Origin of the sequence: Streptomyces sp. NPDC102274 (assembly GCF_044766385.1) — a bacterium.
In the GTDB taxonomy this organism is placed as follows: Bacteria; Actinomycetota; Actinomycetes; order Streptomycetales; family Streptomycetaceae; genus Streptomyces.
The window spans coordinates 1-18,225 of record NZ_JBIWLW010000029.1; the positions used below are offsets into that span (position 1 = coordinate 1).

Consider the following 18,225-nt stretch of genomic DNA (forward strand, 5'->3'; position numbering starts at 1 on the left):
AACAACTCGAACACCGACACATCAAAATTCAACGACGTCGAGAACAACGTCCGCGAAAACCGCTCCACACCCAACGACACCGCCCACCCCACCAAACCAGCCATCGCCGCATGCGGCACCACCACACCCTTCGGCCGCCCCGTCGAACCCGACGTATAAATCACATACGCCGCCGACGACAACGACACGGACCCGGACGCCGACAGGGCAAGCCGCGCGTCCGAATCCTCCAGCAGCGGACCGGCCAACATCGCCTCGTCCACCACCACCCGGACACCGCTGTCAGCCTTCATGAACTCCAGCCGATCAGCCGGATACTCCGGATCCAACGCCACATACGCACCACCCGCCCGCAACACCCCAAGCACCGCCACCACCAAATCCACCGACCTCGGCAGACACACCCCCACCCGCGACTCCACACCCACACCCAACGACACCAAATACCCCGCCAGACGATCCACCCGCACACCCAACTCGCCATACGACAGCGACACACCACCCTCACCCAACACCGCAACCGCCCCAGGAACCGAAACAATACGATCCCGAATCAACTCCACAACCGACCGCTCACCCACCCCAACCCCCGGACCCGCCCACCCCATCAACAACCGCTCAAGCTCAACCCCACCCAACATCCCCACCCGTACCAGCGGCACCGAAGGATCCGCCGTCACCCGATCGGCCAACGCCAGCCAATGCCCACACAACCGCTCGACGGTCTCCACGTCGAACAGATCCGTATTGAATTCCAGTTCCGCGGCGAGTCCGTTCGGGGATTCCCAGAACTCCAGCGTGATGTCGAATCGCGACGACTCACGCGGTACGGGCTCACGCCGCGCGGCCAGCCCCGCGAAGTTGCCTTCCACGTCGACCGAGTTCTGGAGGACGATCAAGGCCTGCACCAGCGGGGTCCTGCTCGGATCGCGGTCCGGTGCGAGCGCGTCCACCACCCGGTCGAACGGCACCTCCTGGTGCGCGAAGGCATCAAGGGCCGTCGTACGAACGTGGTCAAGGAGATCATCGAAGGAGTGCCGGTCCTGATCGATGCGTGCCCGCAGGACGAGGGTGTTGACGAAGAACCCGACCAGCCCCTCCAACTCCGCCCGCTCACGCCCCGACACGACCGTGCCCACCGCCACATCCCGCTGACCGCTGTACCGCGACAACAGCAACTGCGTCACCGCGGTCAGCACCATGAACAGACTCGCCCCATGCCTCTGCCCGGAACGCGTGAGACGCCGGACCAGCTCGCCCGGCACCTCGAAGGTGTGGAGTGCTCCGGCCGAGTTGCGCACCGCCGGGCGTGGCCGGTCCGTCGGCAGCTCCAGCGGTTCCAGACCGTCCAACTTCTCTCGCCAGTAGTCGAGTTGGCGTGCGTGCGCGTCGCCGGTCAGCCGGTCGCGCTGCCATACGGCGAAATCGGGGTACTGCACCGGCAGCTCCGCGAGGTCCGCGTCCTCACCTCGTACGGCAGCGGCGTAGAGGGCGCCCAGCTCACGCGTGATGACGCCCATCGACCAGCCGTCGGTGACGATGTGGTGCATCGACAGGACGAGGACGTGTTCCTCCGCCCCGAGGTTTACCGCCAGTGCACGGAACAGGGGCCCGGCTGCGAGGTCGAACGGCGTCGACTGCTCGGTCCTCAGCGCCTCGTCCAGCGCGTGCGTGCGGTCCGCGTCGTTCTTCGCCGACAGGTCGACGGCGCGCAGAGGCACGGTCAGCGTGGGATGCACCGTCTGCACTCCACCACCGAATGTCGTGCGCAGCGCCTCGTGCCGCGCGGTCAGGCCGTTGAGAGCGGCCCGCAGAGCGGCCATGTCCAGGGAGCCGGTGAGACGCAGCGCCAGCCCGGTGTTGTACTCGACGCCGCCGGGAGTGAAGTCGTCGAGGAACCAGAGGCGTTCCTGGCCGTACGAGAGCGGAAGCTCACGGTCGCGGGATACGGGCACGATCGAGGTAGCCCGGGACGAAGCGTGAGCGGGTCCCCGCGTCTGTGCCTGTGCCACGGCCTGTGCCACGGCCTCTGCCATCGCGGAGACGGTGGGGTGATCGAATACCGTCCTTGTCGACAGCTCGCACCCAAGCGCCTTCTGGACGCGAGTCACCACTTTGAGGCCGGTTATGGAGTCCCCACCGCGAGCGAAGAAGTCGTCATGAATGCCGACGCGGTCACCCCCGAGAACCTCGGCCCAGACCTCGCAGAGGAGCTCTTCCATGTCGGAACGGGGGGCCACGTAATCCCCGGCCGCCCCGACATCGGGGGCCGGAAGCGCTCGTTGGTCGACCTTTCCGTTCGTGGTCAGGGGCAGCGCGTCCAGTACGACGAAGGCCGACGGCACCATGTACTCGGGCAGAAGCGCGGCGGTGTGCTCACGTAGGCCGGTGACGTCCAGATCGCCGGACGGTACGAGGTAGGCGACCAGGCGCTTCGATCCCGGACGGTCCTCGCGCACGATCACCGAGACCCGCCCTACGGCAGAGTGACGCGACAGTACGGACTCGATCTCACCGAGCTCGATACGAAAGCCCCGCACCTTCACCTGACCATCGTTCCGGCCAAGGAAGTCCAGCCGGCCATCCGACCGCCACCGCACCACATCACCGGTCCGGTACAACCGCTCGCCCGAACCGAACGGATCCGCCACAAACCGCTCGGCCGTCAGCCCCGCACGACCGTCATAGCCACGCGCCAGACCAGCACCACCGAGATACAACTCCCCGGGCACACCGATACCGACCGGCCGCAACGAGCCGTCAAGGACGTACGCGGACGTGTTGTCCATCGGACCCCCGAGCGGGACAGCCGAGGCCGAGACATCCTCGGCCTCCACCGGCCCGCACACAGCGAACGTCGTGGACTCCGTCGGACCGTACACATGCACCAACTCGGTGTCCGGACACGCCTCCAGCACCCGCCCCATCGCCACACCCGACGCCGCCTCACCACCCGTCCACACCTCACCCAGACCCGCAAAACACCCCGCATCCTCCTCCGCCAGCACATCGAACAACGCCTTCGTCAAAAACAGCCCCGCCACCCCACGCACCACCGCCGCACGCACCACCGACACACTCAACTCAGCCTCAGCCACATCCACCGTCCCACCACTCAACAACGGCACCCACACCTCAAACGTCGCCGCATCAAACGAATGCGGCGAATGAAACAAAACCCTGCCATGCGCACCCGACGACCAACGCGAGTCCGCCGCCAACGCCACAATGTCCCCATGCGTCACCGCCACACCCTTCGGCACACCCGTCGACCCCGACGTAAACATCACATACGCCAGAGCACCCGCAGGAACCCCCACCGGAAGCCCCACCTCACCCACCGGCTCAGCATCCACGCGCACAGCCCGAACCCCGCCGACCTCATCCACCGACCGGTCCGTCACCACCGCCACCGCACCGCTCCGCCCCAGCACCTGCCGTATCCGCTCATCCGGATACCCGGCATGCAACGGAACGTACGCACCCCCCGCCTTCACCACCGCCAACATCGCCACCACCACATCGACCGACCGCTCCAACAGCAGCCCGACGCGCGACTCGACACCCACACCACACTCCACCAACACCCGCGCCAACCGCCCCGCCCGAGCCTCCAACTCCCCGTACGTCAACGACACATCACCACACACCACAGCCACCGCACCCGGCGACTCCGCCAGTCGGTCTCCGAACTCACTCACGATCGATACGTGCTGGACTGACGGCATCGACTGCCCACCCTCGAACATCGTTGTTTTCCCCGTATATCTCGTGACTGTGTCGCCGTGGGCACGCGCGCGGTTCGGGCGGCTCTCAGCTCCGTCGTTGCAGGGCCCGGCCGCCGTACTGGAGGAGGGCGACCGGTCCGCCCGCACGCTCCCTGACGAACCTCCCGACGATCGGCAGGGCGTCGTGGACCCGGTCCCGAGCGACGAAGAGGTCGTCCTCGTGGATGGTGAGCAGGTAGTCCGAGTAGTCCTCGCGGGTGAGGAACAGCTCTCCCGAGCCGTCGGCGACAACCATCAGCAGCAGATCGCCGTTCGTGTAGCTGCCGAGATAGTCACCGAGGTCGCCGACCTGCGGGGCCTCGGGGTGCGGCAGGCTGTAGTGACCGAGGTCGAGCCCGTTCGCGCGCAACTCCCCCACCAGGTCCTCCCACAGCTTGGGCCCCGCCGTGGAGTTGGTGGTCACGGCGAGCGCCGTGCTGCTACCAGGATGGATACGGAGGTTGCAGGTGGCCCCGCCCACCGCTCCGTCGTGGCCGAACCACGCGTCGTCCCCGTTCCTGTGGCACATCAGGCCCAGGCCCCAGGCGTCCGCGAGACCGAACGGTTCGGCGTCCGGCACGCTCTCCCGCATCTGAAGGATCGCGTCCTCCGGCAGCAGCCGGCGGTGGGCGAAGGTGTCACGGTCGTCGAGGTGCAGTCGGGCGGTGGTGACCAGGTCCCGCGCGCTCCCGGCGAGGCCGCCGGCCGCCGCCAGGGAGAGGGCCGTCATATGGTCGACCGGCTCGGCCTCGTCGCTGCCCGCGCGTATCGCGTGCCCCTCGGCCCTGGTTCTGACCGGCTGGTCCGCCCCGGGCCTGGGGTCGTGCAGAAACACGGGCTCGATGCCCAGTGGGCGCAACAGGCAACTGTCCATCGCCGTCCACCAGTCCATTCCGGACACGGCCTCGATGACGGAGCCGAGCAGGCAGTATCCGGTGTTGGAGTACGAGAACGCGAGGCCGGGCGGGAAGAGGTTCGGCTCTTCCCCGCATACGGTCGCGAAGCGCCGGTACGAGGGGCCGCGCATGTCGGCGTACTCGATGCTGTCCGCCAGGCCGGCCGTGTGGCTGAGGAGTTGACGGACCGTGCCGGTTCCGATGAGCGGATTGGTCGCGCTCTTCAGCTCGGGCACGAGTCCGGACAGTGGTTCGTCGAGGTCGAGGTCGCCGTCGGAGACGAACTGCATGGCGAGGCCGGCCGTGAAGAACTTCGTCACGGAGCCGAAGGGGAAGGCGGTGTCGGCTGTCACCGGATTCTTCGTCCGGACGGATTCGACACCGACCGTGTGCTCCGTCAGGGCGCCGTCGCGGTAGAGGGCCAACTGCGCGCCTGTCACATGATGTTCGCGCGCGAGCTCCTCGAATATTTCCGCGACGCGGCCCGGTGATCCGCTCGTACCCACTGAAGACTTCCCCCCGCTGTCCGGTGTCTCATTGTCCCCAGGCTCTCCCTCCGGCCCCGCTTCCGCAATCATCTTCGACGGCAGTGGAAAACCCCTGGTCAGAGTGGATTACCTGGTCAGTGCCGACGGAAGGGCCGCCCCGGGCGATCCGGGACGGCCCTCCTCACCACGTACGTCTGCGAGCTGTACCGGCTATCCCACGGCGACGGACACGACCGTCGCTCCCGCCGCGATCGCGAGCACCGCCGCGGAGATGATCAGGAATCGGGGATTGCCCACGTTGACGGTCCAGCCCGTGCCCACGCGCCGGGGCACGAGGATGGCGGGATCGTCGGCGTTGGCGTAGACGGTGCCGGCTCCGTACCAGTGGCGGTCGTCGTCGCGCGGCACCAGCCCGGTTCCTTCGTCCGAGCCATCGAGACCGCCGGGGCCGTCCCCGCTTTCCAGCGCGAGCCGGCTGCCCCCGGGTCCAATGCGTACGAGCGGAACGGACACGGCGACGGCCGCGATCAGTGGTACGCCGATGACCAGGGACAGCACGGCGCCGGAGCGGCTGTCGCTCCACATCATCCCGGACAGCCCGAGCAGCATGAGATTGAGCAGTGCGGCGATGCCCAGCAGACTGCGTGCCGTCAGGCTGAGATAGCGGCGGTGCCTGGCGGCGCTGCTCCGGGGCCGCGAGACATCCAGGTCCGCGCGGGCGCGCAGTACGGCGGCGACCGTCCCGATGACCGTGGCGGTCAGCAGGATCTGGGCGAAGACCAGGCTGAACGCGGTCCAGAAGGTGGTCGTGATCTCGCGGTACACGGTCCCGCCCGAAGCGCGTTCCGGGAGCGCCATCATCTCGGGCAGCTGCGGGTAGACGATCGCGCCGGCGACGGCGGTCACGACGACCACCACGAGCGAGGGAATCGTCCAGGCCCAGGGGAGCCGTACGGGGTCGGTGCGCAGGGAGGTGTCCATGACCACGCCCTGCCGTACGTGCTCGTACCAGTTGCCCCGCTCCTTCGCGCGGGCGAGGGCGCGGTGTGCGCTCAGCCACAGTGCGGCAGCGATGGCGCAGAGCACGAGCGCCGCCACGCCGCCGACCGCGACGCTGTCCAGCACGGCGCCGACGACGAGGGCGGTCACGGTGACGATGAGGGTGGCCGGCAGTAACAGGGCGCGGTAGCGACGGCGTTGTTCGGTTACTTCGAGGGCGTCCGCCTTGTCCGGCGGGACCCGTACGCCGAAGGGTACCGAGTGAGGGTTGAGCAACGGGCTCGGTGCGGCGTAGAGGGTGGCCCCCAGAGCCAGCAGGATCCCGGAATTGACGAGCAGGCTGACAAGCACGGTGTTCACCTAATCCAATTTCTCGCATCGGCCGCCTGTCTTGCAAGCGCCTTTGGCCAGGACTGAAACCCGCAGGTCGAGCGGGTTTCCCCGGGAATTGCCCGGGAATTATTACCGATCGGTATTCACTGCGCGGCCATGTGCCCGTCGTGCATCATGGTCATGTACCACGGTGCACGACTGACCTGGAGATCCAGGAAGAGCGAACGGGGGTTCACTCGGGCATGAAGAGAGGGGAACGCAGAAATGACGGGCCGACGGGTCACACACAGAGAATTCATTTCACCTTCAAGGACGTAATGAATTTCCGACTGCGCAGATCTCTCGGGCCCGTCCCCGAGTCTCTTTTCGCGCTGGGAGTTCTTCACCGGAATACCGACGACGCGTTCTCGGAATGGCGCAGGGCCGTCAAGGTCAGACAGGGCCGGCGCCTCCATCAGCTGCTGGGCCTGGCCGAGAGCCTTGCCGCCGCCCCCGGTCTGCTGTCGATCACTCTGTCGGCGTCGGGAAAGGTGAGAGCCGAGGTCAGCGGCCTTCCGCCGGCCCGAGCGTCCTTCGCCCAAGCGTCCTTCACCCAAGCACCGTCCGCCCAAGCACCGTCCACCCAAGCCTCCTCCCCTCATCTTCCGGCGTTTCTTCGCGAGTTCGCCGAGGAGGCGGTCCAGCCGTACTGGCCCCGGATCCACAGTTTTCTGGAGAGCGAGCGCGAGGCGACCGGCCGGCTCATGTTCACCGACGGTATGCACGAGCTGTTCCGTGTCGTGGACGAGGGGATCCGCTGGCAGCCGCCCGTCCTGACGATCCCGAGCGACCGGGAGCTGCCGGGCGAGGTACGGCTGCGCGGTGCCGGTCTGCTGCTGGCGCCCTCTCTGTTCCTGTCCGGTCCCCCGCGTCTCTTTCTCAACCAGGCGGCCCCGGAGAGAGCGCCGATCCTGGTCTACCCGGTACATCCCGACCCCATGATGGCCTCCGCTCTGTGGAACCTCACCCAACCGAAAGAGTCACTGTCCGCTCTCGTCGGGAGCACGCGCTCCGCGGTGCTCCAAGCGCTCACCGAGAGCCGCACGACGACCGAACTCGCCCAGTATGTGGGGGTGTCGGCCGGTTCGGCGAGCCAGCATGCGAGCGTACTGCGCAACGCCGGACTGGTGTCGACGACACGTACACGCAGCTATGCGATCCACACCCTCACGCCGCTGGGCGAGGCTCTCCTCAAGGGGCCGGCGCTCAGGCCGCTCCCCCACCGCTCCTGACCCGCGAGAGGCCGCCGGGGCCCACCGGAGCCGCCAGGACTCCCTCATCCTTCATCACCTCCCTCGCTCCGCTCGGCGAACTCGTTCAGGGTCGTCCCCACGTACGTCAAGATCTCCTCCTCGGGAATACCTCGCACCACCGCTTCGGCCAGGAGTGTGCGCAGCCGCTGCTCCCAGTCGACCCCCACCCGCAGTTCCGCCGTCGCCCTCCGCACGTCCGGGTGGACCACCGCTCCGCTCTTGCGGTTGATGCGGATGATGCCCTCGCGCCGCAGCAGGTCGTACGCCTTGTTCACGGTGTGGAAGTTGATCGCCAGGTCGACGGCGAACTGCCTGGTGGAGGGCAGGGACGCGCCAGGCGCCAGCACGCCGTCGGCGATGGCTTCCACCACCCGGTCCCGGATCTGCTGGTAGATCGGGACCTCACTGTCGAGATCGAGTACTAGATGCACAAGCCCACTCTATCTGATATACAACTACTAGAACAGATGGCCACGGCAGGACCGCACACCGGGTCCCAGAGGGAGGGATGAATCCCATGGCAGAGATGAAGATTTCAGGCTCGGAGCTGACGGTCGAGTTCAGCCGGCGGGAGCAGACCTGGCTCCACCGCAGCTCACTGACCGTTCCGCTGGCGAGCGTCCGCCAGGTGACCCGGGTCGACCGTCCACTGAGCGTCGCCCACGGCACCCGCAACGGCCTGGTCGTCTCGGGGTTCGCCAAGATCGGCTTCTGGGGCGTCATGGTCGGGCCGCGTCAGCTCGTGGCCGCCTATCGAGGCAAGCCCGGTCTGCATATCCTCCTCGACCGCACCCCTGACGGTGAGAAGGTCGACGAGCTGGTTCTCTCGCTCGACGACGCGGACCAGCTCGCCGAACTCGTCGGACAGCGCAGGGGGAAGAGCTGATGAATCAACCGAACTACCGGATCGAAGTGACCGGCCTGACCAAGCGGTTCGGGCCGGTCACCGCGGTGGACAGTCTCGGCTTCTCCGTGGAGCCGGGCGTCATCACCGGCTTCCTCGGCCCGAACGGCGCCGGCAAGACCACGACCATGCGCATGATCCTCGGTCTGGTCACCCCGACCGCGGGCACCGCCACGATCGGCGGCAAACGGTACGGGGAGCTGCACCGGCCCTCCGAGATCGTCGGCGCGGTCCTCGACGCCTCGGCCTTCCACCCCAATCACTCGGCACGCGACCATCTGCGGATCTACCGCACCATGGGCGGCCATCCGGCGGGCCGCGTCGAGGAGTTGCTCGACCGGCTCGGCCTCGCGCACGCCGCGCACCGCAAGACCCGCACCTTCTCCACCGGCATGAAGCAGCGGCTCAGTCTCGCGACCGCGCTGCTGGGCAATCCGCGGGTGCTGCTGCTCGACGAGCCGAGCAACGGCCTCGATCCCGAGGGCATCGCGTGGCTGCGCCGCTTTCTGCGCGAACTCGCCGACGAGGGGCGCACCGTACTGGTGTCGAGCCACGTGCTCAGCGAGGTCCAGCAGATCGTGGACGACATCGTGATGATCCGGGGCGGCAAGCTCGTCGCGTCAGGCCCGCTGCGGGAGATGGAGCGGTTCAGGCCCTCGACCGTACTGGTCCGCTCCCCCGACGCCGAGGCGCTCAAGGAGGTGCTGCTGCGGGGCACGTCGGACGGGGCGGCCGCGCAGAGCGTCGAGACGGGGCACGACGGCGCACTGCGGGTGCACGGGCTCGCGACCGCGCAGATCGCCGATCTGGCGTCGGCCGCGGGGCTGCGGGTGCATGAGCTGCTCACCGAGGACACGAGTCTGGAGCAGTTGTTCTTCGAACTGACCGCGGACAGCGAGAGGGAGGCCCGATGAACGCACTGATCAAGGCGGAGTTCCGCCGGCTGCTGGCCACGCGTATGTGGCTGTGGGCGCTGCTGACCGCCGTCGTCCTGGGCGGTGGCATGGTCGGGCTGCTGACCGCCGTCGGACCGGAGAATTTCTCGCCGCCCATGCCGGGGCTGGAGACGAAGGACGGTGTCCTGTCCGTCTTCGGGATGCTGGGCTTCACGGTCTTCGTCCCCGCGGCGCTGGGCACGCTGGCCATGACGTCGGAGTACCGGCACCGTACGGCCACCTTCACCTTCCTCTTCGCCCCGCAGCGCTGGCAGGTGCTCACCGCCAAGCTGGTCACCTTCGGAGTGGCCGGTCTGGTGTACGGGCTGGTGCAGACCGGCAGCGCGGGCGTGGGGTTCTTCGGGGCGCTCGCCGCCCGCGGGGTCACTCCCGGGCTGGCTACCGGCACGGTGATCGAGCTGCTGCTCAGACTGGCGCTGACGATGGCGGTCTACACCCTGCTCGGGGTGGCGATGGGAGCGCTGATCCGCAATCAGATCGTGGCCCTCGCGGTGGTGATCGGCTATCTCTACATGGGTGAGCTGATCCTGATGATGATCCCCGGGGTCAATCTGCTCTACCCGCTGCTGCCGGGTGGTGCGACGGCCTCGCTCACCAGCTTCACCTATCTCGCTGATGTCCTGGCGGACGAACTGTCCACGAGTCCGGTGTCGTTGCTGTCACCGGTGGGCGGTGGACTGCTGCTGGCGGGTTACGCTCTCGTCGCGGCGGCCGTGGCCGTACTGGTACCCATGCGACGGGACGTGGTCTGACGGCCGGACCGCGGGTACGGAGCGATTGCCGGGACTCCCTTCCCCCGGCGATCGCCCGTACACGCAAAGGGCGGGTGCCCCGGACCGCATTCCGGGGCACCCGCGCTGCTCCTGCTCCACTTGCCCAGCCGTTCCCGGCCTTGCCGGACGCGGCTGTGGCGTCCGGTCCGTCAGGCGGGGACGCCGGCCTTTCCGGCCGATACCGTCTCGCCCTCCATCTCCCGTATGAGGCTGGCGGGCCGCATGTCCGTCCAGTTCTTCTCCACGTAGTCGAGGCAGGCCTGCCGGCCGTCCTCGCCGAAGACGACCGTCCAGCCGTCCGGGACGTTCGCGAACGTGGGCCACAGCGAGTGCTGGTTCTCGTGGTTGACCAGTACGTAGAAGGAGCCGTTGTCGTTGTCGAACGGGTTCTCCATGAGTTTTCCCTTCCCCATGTCCGGGTTCCGGACTTCCCCCGGCCCCCCGCGGCATGATCTCCCAGCCGCTTCAGCCGGTTCAACTGTTTTGCCTGGGACCAAAGGGTCCCCAGCCGGAACCTGATATTCGATGTATGCCAATAGGCGGGTGGATGGTGCGTGGACGGTGCGGTGACACGATGTGTCCGACCTCGACGGATCAGCTGTTCCGCGCGAAGAATTCGAGCAGTGCGGCGTTGACTCCGTCGGGGCGTTCCAGATAGCCGTAGTGACCGGCGTCACGGATCTCCGTATAACGGGATCCCGGTATCGCGTCGGCTACTTCGCGGCTGAAGTGCGGGGGCAGTATCAGATCGTCCGAGAAACCGATGACGAGGCAGGGCCTGTCGATTCCCCGGTAGGAGTCCAGCCGGTTGGTGGTGATGTCGATATCGAGCTGGGCGCGGTACCCGGGCAGCTGTGACACGGGCGCGAGTTCGAAGATGTCCAGCCAGTCCCGGACCTCCTTGTCCTCGCTCAGGGTCGCGGGGGACAGATTCTGCAGGGCGCGGAGGGTGGCCCCGTACAGCGGTGTCATCGTGCCACCGTTGTCGTGGAACTCCCGTTCCGCTCGCGCGTGCGCCCGGCGCATGAAGTCCGTGCGACCGCGTGTGGCCATCAGTACGAGCTGGCTGACCAACTCCGGGCGGGCCAGGCAGAGTTCCTGGGCGACATGGGCGCCGAGGGAGGTGCCCACGAGCCGGCAGGGACCGATGCCGAGCCGCTCGACGAGCCCCGCCGTGTCGCCGACCAGGTCCTCGATGGTGAAGCCCTCGGCGCAGGCGTCGGTCGGCGGGATCCCCCGGTTGTTGAAGGTGATCACCCGGTAGCCGGCCGACGTGAGGGCGGGCACCTGGTGGAGGTGCCAGGAACGGCCGCCCGCACCCGAACCCATCACCATCACCACCGGTTCCCCGTGGCCGGTGTCCTCGAAGCTGAGGTTGATTCCGTTGATGCGGCTGATCGGCACGTACGTTCTCCGTTCTGCTGTCGTTCCGGATCAGGCGTCCGCCACCGACAAGGCGTCCGGCAGTGGGTCCGCCGCCGACAGGGCGCCCCGCGCCCCCGCACCCCGCGCGCCCTCCCAGTACGCGCCGAAGAGCGCCGCCTCGTCGGGGACGCGTTCGGGGATGGGCCTGGAGACGGTGGTGTGGTTGAGGAAGTGCCGCCAGGTGACATTGCCCGCGACACTCGACCCTCCCCAACTCCCGCTGGAGAGCGTGGTGGTGAAGGGTACGCCGCTGGCCAGGCTGCCGGTGTTGGTCATGGTCGACTGGTTCACCACGACACGGCAGTGCGAGACGGCCTCGGCCAGCCGCATGACCCGGTCCGCCCTGGCCGTGTGCACGGCGCAGCTGTGCCCGAGGCCGCAGCGCTCCGAGATGTTCTGCACCAGCCGTACGGCCTCGTCGAAATCGGTGTAGACGGAGACGGCCAGCAGGGGGGAGAGCTTCTCCCGCAGCGTCGGGGAGTCCTGCCAGGGGTCGGCGCACCGGACGGCGAGGACGGTCACCTTCTCCGAGGCGTCGAGGGTGACCCCGGCGGCCCGTGCGATGTCCGCGGCGGGGCGGCCGATCATCTCGCGGTTGAGTGCGCTGCCGTCCGGCCACAGCAGCCGGACGACACGGGCGGCCTCCTCCTCGGTGCAGAGATGGGCGCCGGCGCGTGCCAGTGTCTCCTCGAACGCGGCGGCGATGGAGTGGTGCACGAGCACATTGCTCTCGGACGAACAAGAAGTGCCGTGGTTGAACCCGGCCCCGTGCTGGATCTTGCCGACGGCGTCCTCAAGATCCGCGGTCTCGTCCACGATCACGGTCGGGTTCCCGACGCCGGCGCCGATCGCCGGCGTACCGCTGCGGTAGGCGCGCCGTACCGTCCCGGCCCCGCCGATGGCGACGACGGAGTCGGCGGCGGCCATGAGCTGTTCGCCGACCTCACGGCCGGTCACGGGCAGACACTGCACCAGGTCGGGAGGCGCCCCGATCTCCGCGAGCGCGGCGCGCATGACGTCCAGTGTGGCGAGTGCGCTGCGGTGTGCGCGGGGGTTGGGGCTGAAGACCGCCGCGTTCCGGGTCTTCAGCATCGGCAGCGCGTTGCAGATGATGCCGGGGGCCGGAGCCGTCGCGGGGCTGGCGACGGCGATCACCCCGAGCGGTTTCGCGATCTTGACGAGCCCCAGATCCGGCTGTTCCTCGACGACGCCGACGGTCCGTGCGCCGTGCAGATCGTTGAGGATCCCCAGCACGCGTCTGCGTTGCAGGGTGTACAGGTCTTCGATGTCCCCGAGCCCGGTCTCCTCGTGGCTGAGGCGGGCGAGTCCGCGCGCGGTCTCCTCCCGATAGCAGTGCCAGCCGACGGCCATGACGGCCCTGTCGGTGTCGGCCTGCGACCATGACGCCACTTCCGCAACCGCCGCTCGGGCTCGGCGTACGGCTTCCTCCACGGATTCGCTGATCACAGCTACTCCCCTACGGCGGTCGCTGAGGCGCGGCCTCTGGAGCACAGTGACGCGCCTTCATCCCGGCAGGTCGTCCAGCAACTCCCGACCTCCCGCAGAGAACTTCACGTTCCTGCCCGGACAACGTAACCACAGAGAAACCAGCGCGGCCACAGTTTCTGTTGACGGCAAATGCCCTGTATTCACGGGCCCGGCGGGACTCCGCCGAACTGTTCATTTTGGGCTCGGCCGAAACTCCCGATTGAGCGGCCATTTCTGTGCGATGGGGAATTCCGCGGAATTCCGGCCCCCGAGCGGGAAACAGACGCCCACCTGCCCGTGAGGGCGGCCGTCACCACCGATCGGTGAGCGGCCGCCTCAAGGTTCAGTCGCTGATCGCCACAACGGCGGTCAATGGCTGATCCAGCCGTGCGTACGGGCCAGTTCGACGATCCGCGCGCGGATCCGCTTGATCTGATCGGCCGTCAGAGACCCGTCGGCGTCGAGGAGCACGTCGGTCAGCTCGCTCCGGAACGCGGCGACGCCCGGCTGGTCCTCCGCCGCCGCGCCGTCCGTTCCCAGGTGCTCGGGCCGGCGTCCCGAGGGCTGATGGATCAGGCGGATCTCCGACGCCTTCGGGCCCTTGTCGCCCATTTCGACGAAGAACTCGACGTCCCGACCCGCCTGGTACAGGTACTTCTCGTCCAGCAGATCGTTCGCGTGCATGAACACATCCTCACCCCCCTCGTCCGGGTTGATGAATCCGTACCCACGCGTCTCGTCGAACCGCTGGATCTTCCCCGTCTTCAGCACAACCGCACCTCCGCGACCACCACAACCAGCCATGATTCAGCCTGTACAGGATGGTACGCCGCACGCCGTCGCGCCACCCCTGAAGAATTCATGATCCGGGCAGTGAATCGGCCATGACGGTTCGAGGACGCGGACACTGTCTGCACAGCTCAGGGCGTGGCACCGTCGGCGGTGAGTCCCGGTTCCTCCCCCTTGGTGCACGCCATACCGGTGCGGCCTCCGGAGAGCCGGGCCAGCGATCCGCGCACGCCGTGCCCACCGTGTACCGGCGAGCGTATTGTCGGCCGTACTGCCGACGCCACGGATTCACCACTTGCTTACGGGGGCGTTACATGCAGAGAATCCATTTCACCGCGGCTGATCTCGCCCGTACCCGGCTGCAGAGCACACTCGGACCCGTCGCCGAGGGCGTCTTCGCGCTCGGTGTGCTCACTCAATCCCGAAACGCCGACTACGCGCGATGGCGAGGCGACGTACTCGGCCGGCTACGCGAGACCTCCTCCCTCAACAGACCGCTCGTCCCACTGCTCCGGGCCCTCAAGGCGCCGGACGACCTGCTGTTCCTGCTCGACTCCTCGCCGAACGCGGACACCTCGGCGCTCGCCGCGCTCTCCCTGACCCGTACGGACGCGACCCGGCTGGCCGTGGACATGTGGCGAGCCGGTGTCGCCCCGTACTGGGACAGCATTCTGGAGCGGCTCGACAGTGAGTGCGACGCGCACGGACGTATCGCCATGACGGGCGGGGTCGAGCAACTGCTCGCCACGCTGCACCCCCGGATCGTATGGAACCCGCCGGTGCTGGAGATACACGACGGGCTGGAGCTGGACGTCCATCTCAGGGGCCAAGGGCTGCTGCTCAACCCGTCGGCGTTCCTGCCGGGGCTGGTCGGCCGGGTCATCGCCTCCGAACGTGACAGCGACCAGCCCGCGTTGGTCTTCGCCGTACCGCCCGATGTCGCCGGTCTGTTCGCGATCCCGGACGACCCGGAGGTCACCGGCGGACAGGCGCTCAGCGCACTCGTCGGCCAGACGCGCGCCGCCGCCCTGCGCGCGCTGACCAACACCTGCACCACCAGCCAGCTCGCCGCGCGGCTCGGGGTCTCCCCCGGCAGCGCGAGCCAACACGCCTCGGTGCTCCGGGAGTCCGGGCTGATCACCACCCGACGGGTACGGAACTGCGCCCTCCATTCGGTCACGCCGCTCGGAATGGCGCTGCTCGGCGGCCGGCTGCGGAAGGCCCCTTCTCCGGCTCGTCTCGGTACGCGTTCGGCCTCCGTGAACTGAACCATCGCGTCCGAAGAACGTAGGATCGATCCGTATTTAAACTCCACATGCTTTGGCGGTGGGTAAATAGCCCGGCCGGGACGTGAGAACTTCATATCCTGGCAGTGAATGCGGGACTGTTTATCCGTCACAAGGGTGTGCGCAGAATCAATCTCGCAGGAGTCGGCCACCAGTCATCACGACGGCCGACCGGCAGCACGACTTCCGACCGCACGACAACTGACAGCAATGAAAGGGGAACGATCGCCATGAGCAACGCCATTACCTCCCTCCTCGGTTCCGACGGACCGGTGGCGGGCGGGCGTCATCTCGTCATCGAGGACCTCGACTCGATGCCCGAGCAGGGCGTCGCCCTGCTGAGCATCTGCATCAACGCCTCTCCCGTCGCCCCGGCCTTCCACGGGCACGAGCAGCACCAGGGATGACCGAGGCGGGGGGGAACGGCCGGCGGCCGTCGGCCGGCGACGGTGCGCGTCTTGGCTTCAAGAGTCATCTGCGCGCGTCGGTCGTACCGGGAGAGGCGGCCTATCTGGTGTCCCAGCGCGGTGTCACCGCGCTGTACGGGGACCACAGCGAAGTGCTGGTACCACTGCTCGATGGCAGCCGCAGCCCTGACGGGGTACTGCGGGACGCGGCTCCCGCGCTGACCGCCGAGGAGGCCGCCGCCTCGCTGCGGGCCCTCGACGCGGCGGGACTGCTTCGGCTGCGCCCGGCCCCGGCGGAGGGGCCGGCAGCGGTGCGAGGCCCGGCCGCACCGGAGAGCCCGGCCCTACCCCCCTGCCCCGATCCGGCCGCCGAGGCGTACTGGGATCTGGCCGGGCTGGACGGCGTACATACGCTGGACACGCTCGCCAGGACGTCGGTACGCCCGGTGGCCCTCACCGATGTCGACCTGGAGCAGGTCGGCGCCGCGTGCCGCGCCTCGGGGCTGGCGCTCGCGCCTCCGGGCACGGACGCGGACCTCTCGCTCGTTCTGTGCGACGACTATCTCTCCCCCCGGCTGCGCGAGGTCGATGCCGGGCATCGCGCGACCGGAACGCCGTGGCTACTGGTGGCCGTGGGCTCCGCGACTCCCTGGATCGGACCGGTCTTCCGCCCCGGCGAAGGCCCGTGCTGGCACTGTCTGGCGACCCGGCTGCGCGGTCACCGCTCCTCCGAACGCCCCCTCCAGCGCGCACTGGGACTGGAGGGACCGCCGCAGCGGCCGCACGCCACACTGGCGGCGGTGAGGGGCATCGCCGTACAACTCGCCGTACTGGAGGCCGCCAAGTGGCTGGCGGGAGTACGGACGGCCTCCCACGGCTCCGTGAACACACTGGACACACTGCGGCTGCACACCACCGCCCATCCCGTGGCCCGGCTGCCGCAGTGCGCGGCCTGCGGGGATCCCGGCCTCGTGGCCCGGCGCGTCGACGCTCCGTTCACCCCGGTGTCGCGGCCCAAGGCCGTACAGGACCTCAACGGCCACCGGGCGCTGACCCCCGCTCAGATGCTGGAGCGCTATGGGTCTCTGGTCGATCCCGTCACCGGAATCATCAAGGAGATCCGCCGCGCGCCGGGGAGCCCGGAGTTCGTCAACGCCTTTCTCTCCGGCCAGAATCTGGCCATGCGCAGCGGGACCCTGGCGGGGCTGCGGGCCGGGCTGCGCTCCCTCAGCGGCGGCAAGGGGCTCACGGACGCGGAGGCCCGTACGAGCGCGCTGGGTGAGGCGGTGGAGCGCTACAGCGGGACCCGGCAGGGCGACGAGCCGGTGATCCATGACTCCCTCCACGCCCTGGGCGAGGCCGCGATCCACCCCAACTCCTGCCAGCTGTTCGACGATCGGCAGCTGCGGGACAGGGAGCGGTGGAACGCGGGCGGCTCCCGGCTGCACCACGTACCACCGCCGTTCGACACGCGTCGCCCCACCGACTGGACCCCTGTGTGGTCGCTGACCGGACAGACCCAACGGCTGCTGCCGACCTCCATGCTGTACTTCGGCGAGGAGGAGGCACCGGACGGCCTGTGTGCCGACTCCAACGGCAACGCGGCCGGCAGCAGCCCCGAAGACGCCCTGATCCAGGGGTTCCTGGAACTGGTGGAGCGGGACGCCGTGGCGCTGTGGTGGTACAACCGGACCCGGCAGCCCGGTATCGATCTCGACGCCTTCGGCGAGCCGTACATCGAGCGGCTGCGCGAGGGCTACCGTACGGTGGGCCGCGAGGTGTGGGCCCTGGACGTCACCTCGGACTTCGGCATCCCGGTGATCGCGGCCCTGTCCCGGCGTACGGACAAGCCGGCCGAGGACATCGTCTTCGGCTTCGGCGCCCACTTCGACCCTCGGCTGGCGCTGCGCCGGGCCCTGACGGAGATGGGCCAACTGCTGCCCCTCGTCAGCGAGGTGACGCCCGAGGGCGGCGGCTACCGCGTCACCGACCCCGAGCCGCTGGACTGGTGGCGACACTCCACGGCTGCCAACCGCCCCTATCTGCGGGCGGATCGGTGCGTGCCGGCCCGCGGTCCTCGCGACTGGGCCTATGTTCCGACCGGTGATCTACGGGAAGACGTCGCCGCCATCACGGAGTTGACGCGCTCGCGCGCTATGGAACTGCTAGTGCTCGACCAGAGCCGACCGGACCTGGAACTCCCCGTTGTGAAGGTGATCGTCCCGGGGCTGCGGCCCTTCTGGCCCCGGTACGCGCCCGGCCGGCTGTTCAACACACCGGTGGAGCTGGGGAGATGCTCCGAGCCCACTCCTTATGGCCAGTTGAACCCCATACCACTATTCGTGTGACCCTCACGAGCGGACGCGTAAAGTCCGCGTAACGGACGGACGATTTCGTCCCGGCTCCACCCGATCTCAGCACA

General features: G+C 68.3%; 15 protein-coding genes. 7 read left to right on the forward strand and 8 right to left on the reverse strand.

Annotated elements, in window-relative coordinates:
- The 3 genes from ACIRQP_RS30675 to ACIRQP_RS30685 all read right to left on the reverse strand — a co-directional run.
- The coding region (locus ACIRQP_RS30675; RefSeq protein ID WP_403895600.1) for an amino acid adenylation domain-containing protein at positions 1–3,701 on the reverse strand (3,701 nt) is incomplete at its 3' end.
- A 112-nt stretch (positions 3,702–3,813) separates the two neighbouring features.
- Entirely contained in the window at positions 3,814–5,169 is a 1,356-nt protein-coding gene (locus tag ACIRQP_RS30680) for a serine hydrolase domain-containing protein (protein WP_403895603.1), read from the reverse strand.
- Between the two features lie 192 nt (positions 5,170–5,361).
- Complete coding sequence (locus ACIRQP_RS30685) at positions 5,362–6,510, reverse strand: DUF1648 domain-containing protein (protein ID WP_403895606.1); 1,149 nt, start codon at positions 6,508–6,510, stop codon at positions 5,362–5,364.
- Positions 6,511–6,800: 290 nt separating this feature from the next.
- Between ACIRQP_RS30685 and ACIRQP_RS30690 the strand changes: the two genes are divergently transcribed.
- Positions 6,801–7,754, forward strand: coding sequence for a winged helix-turn-helix domain-containing protein (locus ACIRQP_RS30690; RefSeq protein WP_403895609.1), 954 nt, complete (start codon positions 6,801–6,803; stop codon positions 7,752–7,754).
- A gap of 44 nt (positions 7,755–7,798) precedes the next feature.
- Here the strand turns inward: ACIRQP_RS30690 and ACIRQP_RS30695 are convergent, their stop codons facing one another.
- Positions 7,799–8,206, reverse strand: a complete 408-nt coding sequence (locus tag ACIRQP_RS30695) for a GntR family transcriptional regulator (RefSeq protein WP_403895612.1) — start codon at positions 8,204–8,206, stop codon at positions 7,799–7,801.
- An 86-nt stretch (positions 8,207–8,292) separates the two neighbouring features.
- Here ACIRQP_RS30695 and ACIRQP_RS30700 point away from each other — a divergent pair, with 86 nt between their 5' ends.
- From ACIRQP_RS30700 to ACIRQP_RS30710, 3 genes are read left to right on the forward strand one after another with little or no spacing between them, the layout of a single operon-like run.
- On the forward strand, positions 8,293–8,661 hold the full coding sequence (locus ACIRQP_RS30700; protein ID WP_403895615.1) for a hypothetical protein: 369 nt from the start codon (positions 8,293–8,295) through the stop codon (positions 8,659–8,661).
- Entirely contained in the window at positions 8,661–9,593 is a 933-nt protein-coding gene (locus ACIRQP_RS30705) for an ABC transporter ATP-binding protein (protein ID WP_403895617.1), read from the forward strand. The genes ACIRQP_RS30700 and ACIRQP_RS30705 overlap by 1 nt, the downstream gene beginning before the upstream one ends.
- Positions 9,590–10,387: an ABC transporter permease gene (locus ACIRQP_RS30710; RefSeq protein WP_403895620.1), complete on the forward strand. Its 798-nt coding sequence runs from the start codon at positions 9,590–9,592 to the stop codon at positions 10,385–10,387. Before ACIRQP_RS30705 ends, ACIRQP_RS30710 begins: the two co-directional genes overlap by 4 nt.
- A 170-nt stretch (positions 10,388–10,557) precedes the next feature.
- Here the strand turns inward: ACIRQP_RS30710 and ACIRQP_RS30715 are convergent, their stop codons facing one another.
- From ACIRQP_RS30715 to ACIRQP_RS30730, 4 genes are all read right to left on the reverse strand, one after another.
- A complete protein-coding gene (locus ACIRQP_RS30715) occupies positions 10,558–10,803 on the reverse strand; it encodes an MbtH family protein (RefSeq protein ID WP_403895622.1) in 246 nt (81 codons plus the stop codon).
- A 199-nt stretch (positions 10,804–11,002) separates the two neighbouring features.
- Positions 11,003–11,812 carry an alpha/beta fold hydrolase gene (locus ACIRQP_RS30720; RefSeq protein ID WP_403895625.1) on the reverse strand — a complete coding sequence of 270 codons (810 nt, stop codon included), beginning with the start codon at positions 11,810–11,812 and terminating at the stop codon, positions 11,003–11,005.
- A gap of 30 nt (positions 11,813–11,842) precedes the next feature.
- Positions 11,843–13,300, reverse strand: a complete 1,458-nt coding sequence (locus tag ACIRQP_RS30725) for an aldehyde dehydrogenase family protein (RefSeq protein WP_403895627.1) — start codon at positions 13,298–13,300, stop codon at positions 11,843–11,845.
- Positions 13,301–13,690: 390 nt separating this feature from the next.
- A complete protein-coding gene (locus ACIRQP_RS30730; protein WP_403895629.1) occupies positions 13,691–14,092 on the reverse strand; it encodes a cold shock domain-containing protein in 402 nt (133 codons plus the stop codon).
- A gap of 332 nt (positions 14,093–14,424) precedes the next feature.
- Between ACIRQP_RS30730 and ACIRQP_RS30735 the strand changes: the two genes are divergently transcribed.
- From ACIRQP_RS30735 to ACIRQP_RS30745, 3 genes are all read left to right on the forward strand, one after another.
- Positions 14,425–15,378: an ArsR/SmtB family transcription factor gene (locus tag ACIRQP_RS30735; protein WP_403895631.1), complete on the forward strand. Its 954-nt coding sequence runs from the start codon at positions 14,425–14,427 to the stop codon at positions 15,376–15,378.
- 248 nt (positions 15,379–15,626) lie between these two features.
- Positions 15,627–15,803: a hypothetical protein gene (locus tag ACIRQP_RS30740; protein ID WP_403895633.1), complete on the forward strand. Its 177-nt coding sequence runs from the start codon at positions 15,627–15,629 to the stop codon at positions 15,801–15,803.
- Complete coding sequence (locus tag ACIRQP_RS30745; RefSeq protein WP_403895636.1) at positions 15,800–18,151, forward strand: TOMM precursor leader peptide-binding protein; 2,352 nt, start codon at positions 15,800–15,802, stop codon at positions 18,149–18,151. The genes ACIRQP_RS30740 and ACIRQP_RS30745 overlap by 4 nt, the downstream gene beginning before the upstream one ends.
- The last annotated feature ends 74 nt before the right edge of the window (positions 18,152–18,225 follow it).